General features: G+C 36.5%; 12 protein-coding genes. 8 read left to right on the forward strand and 4 right to left on the reverse strand.

The genetic code is table 11. The features are described from left to right. Positions 1 to 98: 98 nt before the first annotated feature. The 6 genes from KKI44_RS04235 to KKI44_RS04260 all read left to right on the forward strand — a co-directional run bounded on the left by KKI44_RS04235 (position 99) and on the right by KKI44_RS04260 (position 7,686). The gene (locus KKI44_RS04235) at positions 99 to 710 is read left to right on the forward strand and encodes an L-threonylcarbamoyladenylate synthase (RefSeq protein WP_214589979.1); all 612 of its coding nucleotides are present in this window, start codon (positions 99 to 101) and stop codon (positions 708 to 710) included. Positions 711 to 762: 52 nt separating this feature from the next. Further along, positions 763 to 1,464: a CPBP family intramembrane glutamic endopeptidase gene (locus KKI44_RS04240; protein ID WP_214589980.1), complete on the forward strand. Its 702-nt coding sequence runs from the start codon at positions 763 to 765 to the stop codon at positions 1,462 to 1,464. Positions 1,465 to 1,468: 4 nt separating this feature from the next. Next, entirely contained in the window at positions 1,469 to 2,227 is a 759-nt protein-coding gene (yaaA, locus tag KKI44_RS04245) for a peroxide stress protein YaaA (protein WP_214589981.1), read from the forward strand. 8 nt (positions 2,228 to 2,235) lie between these two features. Beyond that, positions 2,236 to 3,381, forward strand: coding sequence for a retropepsin-like aspartic protease (locus tag KKI44_RS04250; protein WP_214589982.1), 1,146 nt, complete (start codon positions 2,236 to 2,238; stop codon positions 3,379 to 3,381). A gap of 10 nt (positions 3,382 to 3,391) precedes the next feature. Then, positions 3,392 to 4,243 (forward strand): peptide chain release factor N(5)-glutamine methyltransferase, encoded by an 852-nt coding sequence (prmC, locus tag KKI44_RS04255; protein WP_214589983.1) that lies wholly within the window; start codon positions 3,392 to 3,394, stop codon positions 4,241 to 4,243. A 944-nt stretch (positions 4,244 to 5,187) separates the two neighbouring features. Then, the gene (locus KKI44_RS04260; protein ID WP_214589984.1) at positions 5,188 to 7,686 is read left to right on the forward strand and encodes a T9SS type A sorting domain-containing protein; all 2,499 of its coding nucleotides are present in this window, start codon (positions 5,188 to 5,190) and stop codon (positions 7,684 to 7,686) included. Between the two features lie 468 nt (positions 7,687 to 8,154). Here the strand turns inward: KKI44_RS04260 and KKI44_RS04265 are convergent, their stop codons facing one another. From KKI44_RS04265 to KKI44_RS04280, 4 genes are read right to left on the reverse strand one after another with little or no spacing between them, the layout of a single operon-like run. Further along, positions 8,155 to 8,808: a rhomboid family intramembrane serine protease gene (locus KKI44_RS04265; protein WP_214589985.1), complete on the reverse strand. Its 654-nt coding sequence runs from the start codon at positions 8,806 to 8,808 to the stop codon at positions 8,155 to 8,157. Positions 8,809 to 8,819: 11 nt separating this feature from the next. Beyond that, positions 8,820 to 11,405 carry a DNA gyrase/topoisomerase IV subunit A gene (locus tag KKI44_RS04270; RefSeq protein WP_214589986.1) on the reverse strand — a complete coding sequence of 862 codons (2,586 nt, stop codon included), beginning with the start codon at positions 11,403 to 11,405 and terminating at the stop codon, positions 8,820 to 8,822. An 8-nt stretch (positions 11,406 to 11,413) separates the two neighbouring features. Then, positions 11,414 to 11,890, reverse strand: a complete 477-nt coding sequence (locus tag KKI44_RS04275) for a hypothetical protein (protein WP_214589987.1) — start codon at positions 11,888 to 11,890, stop codon at positions 11,414 to 11,416. 52 nt (positions 11,891 to 11,942) lie between these two features. Then, complete coding sequence (locus KKI44_RS04280; protein ID WP_214589988.1) at positions 11,943 to 13,832, reverse strand: DNA topoisomerase IV subunit B; 1,890 nt, start codon at positions 13,830 to 13,832, stop codon at positions 11,943 to 11,945. A 288-nt stretch (positions 13,833 to 14,120) separates the two neighbouring features. On the opposite strand from KKI44_RS04280, the gene KKI44_RS04285 reads away from it, so the two are divergent. Together KKI44_RS04285 and KKI44_RS04290 are read left to right on the forward strand one after the other, a co-directional pair. Further along, positions 14,121 to 14,837, forward strand: coding sequence for a LytR/AlgR family response regulator transcription factor (locus tag KKI44_RS04285; RefSeq protein WP_214589989.1), 717 nt, complete (start codon positions 14,121 to 14,123; stop codon positions 14,835 to 14,837). Between the two features lie 126 nt (positions 14,838 to 14,963). Further along, entirely contained in the window at positions 14,964 to 16,124 is a 1,161-nt protein-coding gene (locus tag KKI44_RS04290; RefSeq protein ID WP_214589990.1) for a T9SS type A sorting domain-containing protein, read from the forward strand. The last annotated feature ends 13 nt before the right edge of the window (positions 16,125 to 16,137 follow it).

The following is a 16,137-nucleotide window of genomic DNA, read 5'->3' on the forward strand; positions in this document are numbered from 1 at the left end:
TTGGACTGCAAATATACGAATTATTTTTAAAACTCCTAATTTTTCTTTTAAATAAAGGACTTTCATGAAAACTATTTTAATATTCGTATCTTTGAGGTATGGCAAAAATACTGAAAATTTATCCGGACAACCCTCAGGAAAACCTTATTAATGAGGTTATTAAAACTTTAAACAATGGTGGATTAATTATTTATCCATCCGATACGGTCTATGCGTTGGGCTGTAATATTTTCGACATAAAAGCCATGGAAAAGCTTGCCCAGATCAAAAAAATAAAGCTCGAAAAATCAAAATTCTCCATTATCTGTAATGATTTAAGCCATCTTTCAGATTTTACAAGACCGATTGACACGTCGACTTTCAGATTTCTGAAAAGCCATCTTCCGGGACCTTTTACCTTTATTCTTGAAGCCAATAAAAGTCTGCCGCTCGCTTACAAAGGACATAAAACCATCGGAATCCGTGTTCCCGATCATCCGATTCCGCAATTAATTGTTGAAAAACTGGGACATCCCATAGCTTCCACTTCCATAAAAGATGATGATGAAATCATCGAATATTCTACCGATCCTGAACTGATCGCCGAAAAATACGATCATTTAGTTGATATCGTGATAGATTCCGGTTATGGAGATAATATGGCATCCACGATTGTAGATCTTACTTCGGGAGAACCTGAAATTATCCGTCAGGGAAAAGGAGATATTTAATTATAAAAAAGCTTTGTCTTTTTATTTAAAATGATGGTTGAAGGTTTTTAATATGAGTCTGAACGGAAAATATTCCTTAGGAATTCTTCTTACATTTGTTTTGCTCGCCGCAGTAATGCTGTATATTTTTCCTCTTATCTCAATGATAACAGGAGAAAAAGCCTTTACTGCGACTTCATTTTTGTATTCCAGAATGGTACTCTGGATGGTTTTGGCAATTACTTTTCTGTACAGTTTTCTGATTGAAAAACAACCTTTTCTGCTGTGGAAAGACAAAAACTATTCTTTCTCATTTTATGTTAAAAAAATACTCCGTCTTTATTTAATTTGTGCCGTTGGTGGCGCTTTTTTAAGCCTTTTAATTAAAATTTTAATAAACGAAAATTTCAGTGATAAGCTTGTACAGCTTTCTTTCATTTTCAAAAACAATTATTTATTAATTATTTTTACATGCTTAACGGCGGGTGTTGTGGAAGAACTTCTGATGCGTGGTTATATGCAGTCCAGAATTGAAAAAATTTATCATAATCAATATATTGGAATTATCATTTCTGCCCTACTTTTCGGAATTCTACATAGCCCTTACGGAACGATAAATCAGATTTTAGGAACTTTCTTCATCGGTGTTGTTTTTGCCATGTTTTATAAAATATATTCTAATATTAAGATCCTGATTATCTGCCATTTTATGTATGATTTCATTTCTCTGATGATTATGAACTTAATTGATTTTAAACATTTATCTGTCTTTTAACATTATGAAAATAGTAACATCCCCTGCCAAATTAATGAATGTGGAAAATTCAACCGACCTGTTGAAAACCACTACGCCTAAATTCATTGAACAGTCAGAATTTATACACTCTTATTTAAAACAAAAATCGCCGAAATATCTTTCTGAGCTGATGGAAATTTCTGCCAAATTAGCAGACGAAAACTGGGAAAGAAACCAAAAATGGAAAGCAAAACCTTCTGCAAAAGAATCCGCTCCTGCTCTATTTGCCTTTACAGGAGAGGTTTACAGAGGTTTGGATGCCAAAACATTAGACAAAGATGCAGTAGATTATCTTCAGAAAAACCAGAGAATCCTTTCCGGACTATACGGATTGCTTAAACCTTCGGATAAAGTGATGCTTTACAGGCTGGAAATGGGAAGACCTTTTGAATTTGATGAATATAAAAATCTTTACGAATTCTGGAGAGAAAAAATAACGGAACAGTTGAATTCTGAAATGAAAAAGAATGAAATCCTCCTGAATCTTGCAAGCAATGAATATTTTAAAGCGGTTGACCGTAAAAAACTCAACCATCAAATTATCGATTTCGATTTTTACGAATTAAAAGAAGGAAAACTGAAAACCATTGTGGTTTACACCAAACACGCAAGAGGTCTTGTTGCAAGATTTTGCGCACAGACGAACGCACAGACTCTGAATGATGTAAAAGCATTCAATTATGAAGGCTACCTCATTAATGAAGAAAAATCGACTGAAAACAAACTGGTTTTTGTAAGATAAACACTGAAATGATGAAAAAAATTTTTCTCCTCTCATCGCTCTTTTTAACAATCATCTGTTGTTATTCTCAACAGGCAGAAGTTAATTCAATTCCTTTTTCTCTGGAAAAGCAGCTGCTTACATTTTCGGGAAAAGTGAATGGAAAAACAATAGAATTTGCACTCGATACGGGAGCGGCTGTCTCCGTAACCAATTCTATCAATAATAAAACTGCCGGAGTAGAAATTCTGGATTCCAATAAAACCATCAACGATTCCAGCAACAAAAAGATAAAGATTAAAAGCACAAAAATAGAATCGCTTTCCATAGGAAATTTTGAAGTAAAAAACCTAAAAGGAGTTACGTTTGATATGCCTTTCTTGTACTGCACCAATCTGCTGCTTCTGGGACAGGACTTCATCAAAAAATTCAACTGGAAAATAGATTTTACAAAAAAGCTGATTTATATTTCAGAAAAACCATTTCCGACGGATCAGTCTTACCAAAAATGGACGGTTTACTATCACAGCAACAGACCTTTGATCGATTTTACCATCCAAGACAAAACCTTCAGGAACTGTCTTTTAGATACCGGATTTTCGGGTGTAATGGAAATTAATTCTAAAGATACAGACATCATGAATACTATTTTTGATGAAAGAAAGTCTAAAAATCAAGCCGATGAATTCATTTCTACGAATATGGGACTGAGCGGTCTGGGAAATCCCGAATCTTACAGCACCTTTTTTGTTGATGAAATAAAACTGGATCAGACTGTAATCCGTCAATTGCCGGTTACCATCAATAAAGCAAAAGAATCCAAAATCGGAATTAACTTTTTCAGCCAGTATTCAGATGTTTTAATCATGAATTTTAACGAAAATGCTTTCTACTTAAAACAGTCCAGAAAACCATTGCTTCCTAAAAAACAAATGGATGCAAAAGCTTTTTTCATCGACGGTAAGCTCACTGTAATTTCAAAAAATATGAACGAAAATTCTACGGCAAAAAACGTACAGATCGGAGATCACATCAAATCGATCAATGGTAAAAATGCATCAGAATTTACGGAATGCGAGCTGTTACAATGGGCATATTTCAGCAAAGAAGATTATATTCTGGAAAAAGAAAACGGTGAAAAAATTGAGATTAAAAGCAGCAGCCATTTAAAATAATTGTCTAAAAATGACCATTTCAGAACTAAAAAATTACTTCAAAACAGAACTTTCCGCTTTATATACAAACTCGGAATCTGCATTTCTGAGTTCAGTATTCATCGAAAAAATTGTTGGATTTGATGCTTTTTATCAGAGAAGATCTGCGGATCAGGAACTATTAAAGGATGATGAAAAAAGGCTTCTTGAAGTTATTTCGGAGTTAAAAACTTCAAAACCTTATCAGCATATTTTAGGCGAAACAGATTTCTACGGAATGACATTTTTCGTGAATGAAAACGTATTAATTCCCCGTCCTGAAACGGAAGAGCTGCTGGAATTTGCGATAAAAAAGATTAAAAATTCGCCTTTTAATGCTCAAAATTTAAAAATTCTGGATATCGGAACAGGAAGCGGAATTATTCCATTGGTTTTAAAAAAACATTTTCCGCAGGCTGAAGTTACTTCCATCGATTTTTCTGAAAAAGCACTGGAAGTTGCCAGAAAAAATGCGGCATTTCATCAGCTTGATGTCAATTTCGTTCATGCAGATTATCTGAATTTTGATTTAAAAGAAAGCTTTGATGTTATCATTTCAAATCCGCCTTATATCGCAATTGACGAAGAAAAGGAAATAGAGCATTCCGTAAAAGGTTTTGAACCGACCATGGCACTCTTCTCTCCTACTTCCGATGCATTGATTTTTTACAGAAAAATAGCAGAAGACTCTAAAAAAAACCTGAACAAAAACGGACTTTTATTTTTAGAAATCAACCAGAAATTAGGCCCAGAAACACTGGAATTATACCGTAATGATTTTGAAGAGGCTTGTTTAATCAAAGATTTATCGGAAAATGACCGGTTTGTTTTTGGGAGGAAGTAAACATTGATAGCTTGTGACTATTAAAAAAAACTCTATGGAGTTTTATCTGTGTAGAGATCATATTCGGGCGATGATTGGCGTTCCGTAGGAACGCTATCTTTAGAACATTTGCAGATTTAAAAAAGCAAAATTCTTTACCTTAAGCAATCAAAACTTAACGTGAGTACGATGTAAAAGCAATACAAAAACATCAATAGGAATGAACTTTAGCCTATTTCATTTAATAATTAAGAAAACAATTGGATTTAGCTAAAACTGATGTTAATCCTGATTTGAAAAATTTACATCGAATTAAAGACTACCGCAACTCACGGATACAATAGTTTAATGATCATTTCATTTTCAATCTTCTCATATTGAACTCACATTAATTAACTTATAAAAATTTATCTGATCATCTGTCACTTTTGCACTTAACTAGAAACTTTAATATGATTGTCCGTTATTTGTTATAATTTGAAAAATCTTTGAGTTCTTTGCCGAGTGAATAGTTTATGCTGAACTTGTCGAAGAACCTTTGCGAACTTAAAAACAGTTAGTATATAAAGAATCTTTGCGAGTCCTTTGCGTTAGAAAAAACAGTATGATTAATAGCGGATAATCAAAACTTTAAACAGATTGATCTTTTAAAATTATCCTCGTACAGAAATTTTTCATAAAACTTCAATTAGATTTAACTAATCTCTTTTCAGTTTTTCGTAACAAAATAACTTTTCAGCTTTTGTATTAATTTATTGGTAATCCGAAATCCGAAAATTTTCTTGGGTTATACGATTAAGTTATTTTCAATATACTGCAGCAATCCCTGAATAATAAAGCGTTTCAAAACTTTTTTCAAACAAATTTCACAACAAAAAGATTTAATTTAAATATTTCTATATATTTGTGTGTAATCGATTACACATTATTAAATTAATTCCAAAACCATTAAAAATTTATTAATCATGAAAAAACTCTTTTCATTTTTTATTCTTGTGCTGGGGTCTGTTCTGCTGAATGCACAGGTTACGATTACGCAGGCAACCGGATGGCTGGAAACTGCTTATGTAAAATGGAATCCCGTAAACGGAGCCGACAGTTACAGAGTCTATTACACAGGCGGCGGCTTTACCAACAAAATAATTGATAATCAGTTAATCAGAAATTACGGTTCTTATTTTCGTGCAGATATTTTAGGATTAAGTCCCGGAAATTACACCATAAAAGTTGCTCCTGTAACGAATAATGTGGAAGGAACTGCCACGGTTTCGGGTTCGGTTACCGTTCTTCCTCATGACAGAAACGGTTTTGCGCACAGCAACGGAAGAATTCCCGGTGCTTACAATCTGGACGGAACTTTAAAAGCCAATGCCGTTGTTCTTTATATAACTCAAAATAATAAAAATACGGTTTCGCTGAATGTAACGGGAGCGACAGCAAATCCATGTGTTGGGTTGCAGACGATTCTGGATGGTTTTAAAAAGGGATATGACACCCGTCCTCTCGCCATCAGATTTATAGGAAACATCACCGATCCCAGTTATCTGCTAAACGGAGATGCGGTTGTAGAGAATAAAAATATCGCTGCAAGCTCCATCACGCTGGAAGGAGTCGGTTCAGATGCTCTCATCAACGGATGGGGAATCAGAATAAAAAATGCCACCAATATTGAAGTCAGGAATCTTGGTTTTATGCTGACTGATGCTGCGGAAGGAGATAATCTGAGTTTACAGCAGGATAACAGTTATATCTGGGCACACAACTGCGATCTTTTCTACGGCAAGCCGGGAAGTGATGCAGATCAGGTAAAGGGTGACGGCGCTCTGGATGCGAAAAAATCTACGTACATTACTTTTTCCTACAATCATTTCTGGGATAACGGAAAGAGCTGTCTTCTGGGTTTAAGCGAAGGAACAACTTCGGGATTGTATATTACTTATCACCACAACTGGTTTGATCATTCAGATTCCAGACATCCCAGAGTGAGGTATTATTCTGCGCATGTTTACAACAATTATTATGACGGAAATTCTAAATACGGAATAGGTTCTACATTGGGCTCTTCGGTTTTTGCAGAAGGAAATTATTTCAGAAATGCCAAATATCCGATTCTGATCTCCAAGCAGGGAACCGATGTTGCCAACGGAGCGGTGGGAACTTTTTCAGGAGAAAACGGAGGCGTTGTAAAGGCTTTTAATAATTTTATGACGGGACAGACCGCTTTTGTTCCTTATAATTCTTCAACAGCATCAATTCATTTCGACGCTTATGTGGCATCCTCAAGAAATGAAATTCTAGGAACCAATATTAAGGCATTACAGGGAAACGGAACGTATAATAATTTCGATACCGACAACTCACTGTACGTTAAAACTCTTGTTCCGGAGGTTCCAGCCGTGGCGAAGGATAAAGTAACGCAATATTCAGGAAGAGTTTCCGGAGGAGATATTAACTGGACTTTCAATAACTCGGTTGATGATACTTCCGATACAGTAAACACAGGCTTGATGGCTTTGCTGCAAAACTACACCTCCTCACTTGTATCGGTGCAGGGAGAAACGGCTGCGCCTGCAAGTTCACAGACTTTAACCATTGCTTCAAATAACGATCAGACGGTGGCTTCGGGAAGTGCAATTGCTCCAATGGTATTTACATGGGGAGGAACAGCAACGGATGCTGCTGTAACGGGACTTCCGGCTTCGGGAATCAGTTTTGTTAAAAATACTGCAGCAAAAACAATTACTGTTTCAGGAACTCCAACTGCGGATCTGGATTTTACGGTAACAACGGTAGGTTCTGCGGGAACTCCGGTTTCAGGAACAGGCAGCATTTCGATTACGCCCACAGGAAGCAATCCTCAGGGAAATGAGATTCATAATTTTACAACATCCAATTTAACGAGCTCGTTTTACACGTTTACGTCTGCCAATATCAATTCTACAGATGGTTCTGCGACGTATAACGGATTAACTTTAACAAAGAGATTAAAAATAGAATCTGCGACGGCAATTACATATACAACCTCTGCCCCGTCTTCGCTTACGCTTGTCTTTGATCCTTCTTTCAGCGGAACAATTAAAGTGGATAATGTTTCTTATACCGCTTCTTCAGGACTGGTTACCCTTTCAAATATTCCGGCAGGCTCACATTCCATCACCAAAGGGAGCGTGGCAAATTTATTCTACATTAAAACAGAATATTCTTCGGCAGCCATTTTAGCCGCAAAAGAAAGCAAAGGATCGGATAGGTTAGCCATTTATCCCAATCCTGTTGAAAATTATTTCACCGTTTTAACATCAGATACGGTGGAAGGGATTACCATTATTAATGACGGAGGTAAAATTATTAAATCTATAAAAGGAAGTATTAAAAATGTTGATGTAAGTGAACTGATCAGCGGAATTTACTTCGTTCAGATCAAAACCAATAAGGAAGTAATTAATCAGAAGATCATTAAAAAATAAATAAAATCAGGTCATTAAATTAACATTCTGTTGAGCCGTCTCATTTTTGGGACGGCTTTTTAATTTTGAATGTAAATCACTTCTGAAATGATGCAAGGCTTAATCTGTATTGAAACGAACGATTTATTATTGAAGTAGTTTACACAATTTTATTGATAAAAGTTTAAAGGAATTCAAGTTTAAAACACTCGCCATCCAAGAAAACAGACTGAATATCCAGTCTGTTGATGTCAAAATTGAGTCTTTTATACTTTCATTGAGATTGATTTTTATTAAGTTTAAGCTAAAGAGACTTAGTTTTTAATGACAAAATAAACTATAAACTATAAACTATAAACTATAAACTATAAACTATAAACTATAAACTTTAAACTTTAATCAATTAAAAGATTTTATCTGTCTTGAGCTTCAATAAAAAAGCAATGAAACATATAATTCATTGCTTTTAAATTTATCTGTAAGGAATCTTTATCCAATTCTTTTCTTCACAAAAATCTCATATCCCAAATAAATTAAAGGAAGCGACATAATTCCCAGATACATTGAATTAGCAATCGCCGCCTGTGGATGATTAGCAACTGCATAAACAAGCCCGAAAAATGCTCCTCCTAAATGCGCGGCATGACCTATATTGTCGTTATAATTGGGATTCAGCATCATATAAACAGAATAGCTGAAATAAACAAGCCCAAATATATATCCCGGAATTCCGATCGGAATGAAAAACATATAGATTTCTAAATGCGGAATCAGGGCAATAGATGCAAACAAAATTCCCGAAACTCCTCCACTTGCTCCAATGGCTGAATACCAAGGCTGCCTCTGGTAAACAAATAGAGAAAACATATTTCCCAGCAGGATTGATCCGAAATAAATGATAAGAAAACCCAGATTTCCAAATCCCTGAATAACAACCGGACCGAAAAAATACAAGGTGAGCATATTAAAGACCAGATGCATAATATCGGCATGCAGAAATCCTGAAGAAAGCAAACGGATATATTCTTTCCTGTTTAATATGGCGCCTACGCTGAATTTGTATTTCTCAAAGTTGGCACTTCCCATAGGAGCAGCAAAACTTATTACTGCGGTTATGATGATGATTGCTATTAAAATATTCATTTTTTCAACATTTAATGTTCTGTATTATCATCATTCTGAAACAGGTTTCCAATGGTTCCGTCTTCATCAAATCCCGCTGTTGGTTCGGGATCTTCATATACTTCCGGTTCTTCTTCCACAGGTTCAGGAATGTTGATATTAATGGATTTTACTTTGAATTTGGTAAACTGGTTTCCGATGGCTTTGATTCCTTTCACGGCAATAAATTCATCGATATTCACTTCTTCCGGTTCTCGTTCTTTGCCCTTGTCCTTTGCGAAAATAATTTCGGCAGTAGCTCCGTTGGCAACAATTACATTTTCAATAAACGATTTTGAATGTTCCGAAGGCATAAAAGTCTGCACATTCGGCGTGTTTTCAAATAAAAACCGTTTGATGAAATAAATATCTTTTTCACCATCGTAATAGATGCAGGTTACCGGCTGATTCGGACGCCATTTTTCCAGCACCAGATATTCGTCATCGAAGCGGTTTCCAAGATCAAAGGAAACTAATTTTGCTTCTCCGTTGGTATTGATGGTTAAAATTTTATCATCTCCTTTAAAGCTTCCCAGTAAAGTTCCTCTTCCGTCTGCATTCAGTCTTCTCACCGTATCATCAAACCAGATTCTTCGCGGTGCTAATGTAGAAACGCCTTCTTCTTTCAGATCAACTTTTTTCACGGAATATTTGGTTACCAGATTTCCTTTGGAATCACGCCCTTTAATCGCGAGTTCTGAGAAATCGATGTCCATTTTATTTTTTCTGATCCTTGGATTGGGTTTCAGAAGAACCGTCACAGTTTCTGCTTCTCCGTTCGGATTTGCCGAAAAATAAAGCACTTCCGATCCTTTTTTATCCGAAGCCAGAGGATAATCTGTATTTCGGGTAACACCTGTTACAGAAAAACGCTTCATATAATAAGGTCCTTCTCTTCCTTCGCGGTAGATCATGTTGTAGACCGTTCTTTTATCGTTTTTCTTCCAGATCGCAACATGAAGAATATCTTTTCCGATGAACGTTTTTGCCTCTACTTTTACCACTTTCATGCTTCCATCTTTTCGGAAGGTAATGATGTCGTCGATATCCGAACAGTCGAACAGATACTGATCTTTTTTCAGAGACGTTCCGATAAATCCTTCCTCGAAATTGGCGTAGAACTTTTCGTTGGCAACCGCAACTTTTGTTGCATCAATGGTATCAAAAATTCGAAGTTCTGTCTTTCTCTGTCTTTCTTTACCGTATTTTTTCTGAATGTTCAGATAATAATCTATCGCATACTGAATAAGATTCGCAAGATGATGTTTCACCTGCTCGATCTTACCTTCCAGCGCAGCAATATTTTCTTTAAATTTATCTAAATCGAATCTTGAAATTCTCTTGATTCTGATCTCTGTTAATTTTACAATATCTTCTTCCGTTACAGCCCTTAAAAGATGTTTTGTATGAGGTTTCAATCCTTCATCAATGGTTTTAAGAACCTCTTCCCAGCTTTTGACCTCTTCAATATCATGGTAAATTCTGTTTTCAATGAAAATTCTTTCCAATGAAGAAAAATGCCAGCTTTCCTGAAGCTCATGAAGTTCGATCTCCAGTTCTTTTTTAAGCAAAGAAACAGTATGGTCCGTGTTCATTTTCAGGATGTCAGAAACATTCATGAACATCGGCTTATCACCAACAATTACACAGGCATTCGGAGAAATGGTTACCTGACAATCGGTAAAAGCATATAGAGCATCAATGGTTTTATCCGGCGAAACATCATTATGAAGATGGATCAGGATTTCAACTTTATCGGATGTATTGTCTTCAATTTTTTTGATCTTGATCTTTCCTTTTTCATTGGCTTTAATGATGGAATCAATAAGATCACTTGTCGTTTTTGAGTACGGAAGTTCCGTAATAATGAGAGTGTGTTTATCGTAAGGCGAAATTTTAGCTCTGGCTCTTACCTTTCCGCCACGGTGTCCGTCGTTGTATTCAGAAACATCCAGATAACCTGCCGTCATAAAGTCGGGAAAAAGCTCAAACTTTTTGCCTTTCAGATACGCTACGGAAGCATTGATGAGTTCATTAAAATTATGCGGAAGAATCTTTGTAGAAAGCCCGACTCCGATTCCTTCCACACCCTGTGCCAGAAGGAGAGGAAATTTTACGGGAAGATCTATCGGCTCGTTATTTCTGCCGTCATACGATTTTGCCCATTCTGTTGTTTTCGGATTGAAAACCACTTCCAGTGCAAAAGGTGTTAATCGGGCTTCGATATATCTCGCCGCCGCCGCAGAATCTCCGGTGTAGATGTTTCCCCAGTTTCCCTGCGTATCGATCAACAGTTCTTTCTGACCGATTCCTACCATGGCATCCGTAATGGAAGCATCACCATGAGGGTGATATTTCATGGTGTTTCCCACGATATTGGCAACTTTATTGTAACGTCCGTCTTCCAGCTCCCGCATGGAATGCATGATTCTTCGCTGAACAGGCTTAAAACCGTCATAAACGGAAGGAATTGCCCTGTCTAAAATTACATAAGAAGCATAATCCAGAAACCAGTCTTTATACAGCCCTGAAACCTTTTTTAAGCTTTCGCCCTCATGCGAGTATTCTTCTGTTATCATTTAATTTATTAACTCTTTTTCTCTTTATTGGCTTTAACAACCTTGTTTAAGGAGATTTTTAAATCACTAATTTCTCTTTTGGTAAGATACGAAATTTCATATCTTAAAATAGTAGAACCGCTGTTTTTGCTTGAAATCGTTATATAAAGTCTTTTCATCAAAAAGAGATCAATGACCTCAAATTTCTGTAGTTTATATTTCGGAAATTCGTCGCTTAAAGGTTTTTGCAGAAAGGGAATAATATTCCTGTTTCTGAAATGCAGTGCTTCTCCGTCGCTGTCATATTCAAAAATCTGTCTTCCGTTGAAATAGAAGAACAGAATTAAAATGACGGGAACAATAATAAGCAGGAGATTTTCCTGTCCCAGTACTTTAAACCTGTATTCTTCTAAGATATACGCTCCGATACCTCCGACTAAAAGCATTGCCAATAAGGTACTTATGAAGCTGTAAACCGAAGTCTTATTGCGGTTGCTGAGTCTCATATTAATATTTGTATTAGTGGGTTTATTTGTGTTTTTAAGGTAGTTCTTTTAATTAATTTTCATCTATGACTTCACTCAATATGTCTTTTTTATTTATGTCCGGATCTTCAACTACCAGATTTTCAAGAATAAAAGTTTGCCTGTCAGGAGTGTTCTTTCCCATGTAAAATTCAAGAAGCTGATCAATCGTCTGATCTTTTCCTACGACAACAGGTTCCAGACGGATGTCTTTTCCGATAAAATGCTTGAATTCATCAGGAGAAATTTCCCCCAATCCTTTAAATCGGGTGATCTCAGGATTTCTTCCCAGTTCGTTCAGTGCTTTTATCCTTTCCTGTTCTGTATAGCAGTATCGTGTTTCTTTTTTGTTTCTCACCCTGAATAACGGAGTCTGAAGAATATAAAGGTGACCGTTCTTGATGAGATCCGGAAAGAACTGCAGGAAAAATGTAATCATCAGCAGGCGAATATGCATTCCGTCTACATCGGCATCGGTTGCTATAATTACCTGATTGTACCGAAGATCTTCGAGACTTTCCTCAATATTCAAAGCAGCCTGAAGAAGATTGAATTCTTCGTTTTCGTACACTACTTTTTTAGTTAAACCATAACAGTTCAATGGTTTACCTTTCAGGGAAAATACCGCCTGTGTTTCTACATCTCTGGATTTTGTGATGGATCCTGATGCAGAATCTCCCTCGGTAATGAAGATCTGGGTTTCTCCTTTTCTTTCGTTCTTCTGATCGTTGTAATGCTGTCTGCAGTCGCGAAGTTTTTTGTTATGGAGGGAAACTTTTTTGGCTCTTTCTCTCGCCAGCTTCTGAATTCCTGAAAGTTCTTTTCTTTCTCTTTCCGAGATTAAAATCTTTCTCTGGATCGCTTCTGCCACTTCAGGATTTTTGTGTAAGAAGTTATCTAATTTACTTTTAAGGAAATCAATAACAAAAGTTCTTACGGTGGGTCCGTTCGGTCCGATATCATTGGATCCTAGCTTTGTTTTGGTTTGGGATTCGAAAACCGGTTCTTCCACATTGATGGAAACTGCCGCCACAATGGATTTTCTAACGTCGGAAGCATCAAAATTTTTATTGAAAAACTCACGGATTGTTTTTACATACGCTTCTCTGAAGGCATTTAAATGCGTTCCTCCCTGTGTGGTATTCTGCCCGTTAACAAAAGAAAAATAAGTCTCTGTCTGAGATTTATCGGTGTGTGTAATGGCAACTTCGATATCATTGTCTTTCAGATGAACAATGGGATAAAGCGTTTCGTTTTCCAGCTCTTCATCCAGCAAATCTTTCAGTCCGTTCTCTGAAAAGAAGGTTTCTCCGTTGAAAAGGATTTTTAAGCCGGGATTCAGATACGCATAATTGCGGAGCATTCTTTCGATATACTCTTTTCTGAATTTGAAGTGAAGGAAAATATCCGCATCCGGAATAAAGGAAATCTCGGTTCCGTTTCTGTCCGACGAGTCTTTTTCTTCAAAATTTTCTGTAATAATACCTCTGGAAAACTCTGCGGCTTTCATCCTCCCGTCACGGAAAGAACGAACGCGGAAATAATCGGAAAGGGCATTAACTGCTTTTGTACCGACTCCGTTAAGACCTACCGATTTTTTGAAGGCTTTACTGTCGTACTTTCCTCCGGTATTCATTTTGGAAACCGCATCCACTACTTTCCCCAATGGAATACCACGTCCGAAATCACGGATCGTGACTTTTCCGTCGTCTAATTTTATTTCAATTCTTTTACCTGCTTTCATCCTGAACTCATCAATGGAGTTGTCCAGAATTTCTTTCAGTAAAATGTAGATACCATCATCGGCGGAAGACCCGTCTCCCAGCTTCCCGATGTACATTCCGGGACGCAGGCGGATATGTTCCTGCCAATCGAGGGTTCTGATATTATCTTCGGAATAGATCGGATTTATTTCTTGTGACATATGTAATTTCAGCAAACATACAAAAATACGAAATTGAAGAAAATTATCCGAATATTTTAAGCCGTTTTTTTGTTAATATTCTCCCAAGAATGGCAATATTGACAGAGAAAATCTCAATTTAAATTATTCAATATAAAGTGAAAAAAGTATTTTGTTTTATTTTTTTCGTTAAAATTAATGCAGATTATGTTTCAATTTAATAATTTTAATCATAAAAATAAAATATTATCTTATGACTTAGATCATTTAGCTATTAATATAGAAAACTGAAACCAAAACCAAACTCACATGAAAAATAAATTGAATGCCATCATCATTGATGACAAGGATGATGGCAAATGCATTTCCCGATTACTGAAAAAGGAATTTCCTGAATTTGAAGTGCATCTTCAGAAGAGCGGTATCCTTTTCGAGCCAGATTATTTCAGCAAGAATTCTCCGGATATTTTATTCGTTGATATTCAGTATTTCGACGATAAGAGTGAGGAAATACTGATGAAACTGAAAGAAAATGATTTCCCCGTTATATTGGTTACGGAATCTGAAAAATCGGCCATTCAGGCTATAAAAAAAGGGTTTATCCGATATGTTTTTAAACCTTTAAAAAATCTGGATTTTGTTCTCACCGTTAATAAAGCACTTGAAAAATTCAGAAAAAATAAAGCTTCACATTCTGCAGGTTCTCAAAACAAAATTAACCTTCCCACCCTGCAAGGCTTTAAGCGGGTAAATATTGATGAAATTATCCGTTGCGAAGCAGATTCCAACTACACTTCTATTTACCTTTCCGATAAAAGCAAAGTAATGGTTTCGAAAACCTTATGTGATTTTGAAAAAAATCTTTCAGAATATAATTTCTTCAGAATTCATCATAAGCATCTCATCAATCTGGAACATCTGAAAGAATACATCAAAGGAAAAGGCGGACAGGTTGTAATGGCAGACAATTCTGTACTTGACGTTTCTATCCGAAAGAAAAATGAGTTTCTTCATAAAATGGCTTAAAATTCACATATGTTTGAATAATCTACACACTTGCTCATTTGTTGGTTACAGTTAATCACTTCAAATAGGCTGTTTTGTAATGCTTTACTATTTTTGAGGACAATCCAATCATTAAATATTATCATTATGAAAAAAAGTCTATTACATGCAAAACATCTTTTTGCAGCAGCAATGATCTTTTCCGGCGGTTTAGTAAATGCACAACAATGGCTAACGACAGGAAACGCAGGAACTACCGCAGGAAACTATGCCGGAACAACAGGAGCAACCGCATTTTATCTGAGAACGAACGGAACTGCAGCGGTTCCCGGACAGGCGATTCTTAATGAATTCGGAAGCTTTATTGTAGATGGAGACAACAATACAAACATTGTAAAATCCAAAGGAAATATTGTCGCCGGTGCAGGTAACACTATCGGAGCAGGATCCGGAAGTTCATTGGTAAGCGGCTGGGGAAATAATTTAGCGGCTGCAGCAGGCGCTAATCTGGTGAGCGGACAGGACAACGTTGTATTGAATAATGCAAGTAAATCTGTTGCTTTAGGCTGGAAAAACGTCATCAGAAACGCCAATCAGTTTGCGATTGGGGTAGGAATTGATCTCGGAAACTTTTATTCGGGAGGATTCGGGATTGATCTTGCAGCAACCGGGGACCGTTCTTTCGTCATCGGATCTGGAACGGGCGGAACAAAACTAACGAACAGTATTCCGCGTTCTATTATGTTTGGTATGTCACCAACTTCCACAATGCTGATTGTAGATCAATATGTCGGTGTAAGAACAACAACTCCTACCGCTAATTTTCATAGTGTAGGAACAGTGCGGCTACAGGGGCTTCCTAATGGATCCGGAAGAGCATTGGTTGTAGATAATGACGGAAATGTGATGGTGGCAACGAGTACGATTACACGACAAGCAAATAATGAAACCGATTATCAGATCCAGATTGATGAATTGAAAAATGAAATTAAAGAACTTAAAGAGCTGCTGAAACAAAATAAAATGAGCGTTGATATGAGCTCAGAAGCCCATGAAGCAAAATTATATCAAAACGCTCCTAATCCCGGAAAAGGCGAAACAATCATCAAATATTATCTTCCAAAAGATACCAAGAATGCCTCCATTGAAATCTATAATGCTTCAGGGCAGATGATGAAAACCATTTCCTTGAAAGAAAAAGGAAACGGAAGCATCAATCTTTCAGGAATAAGAGGCGGTTCTTATGTTTACAGTCTTATTGCAGACGGGAAAATTACAGACTCAAAAAAAATGCTGATTCAGGAATAGTTAATGGTCTTAG

Origin of the sequence: Chryseobacterium sp. ZHDP1, assembly GCF_018603435.1 — a bacterium.
In the GTDB taxonomy this organism is placed as follows: Bacteria; Bacteroidota; Bacteroidia; order Flavobacteriales; family Weeksellaceae; genus Chryseobacterium; species Chryseobacterium indicum.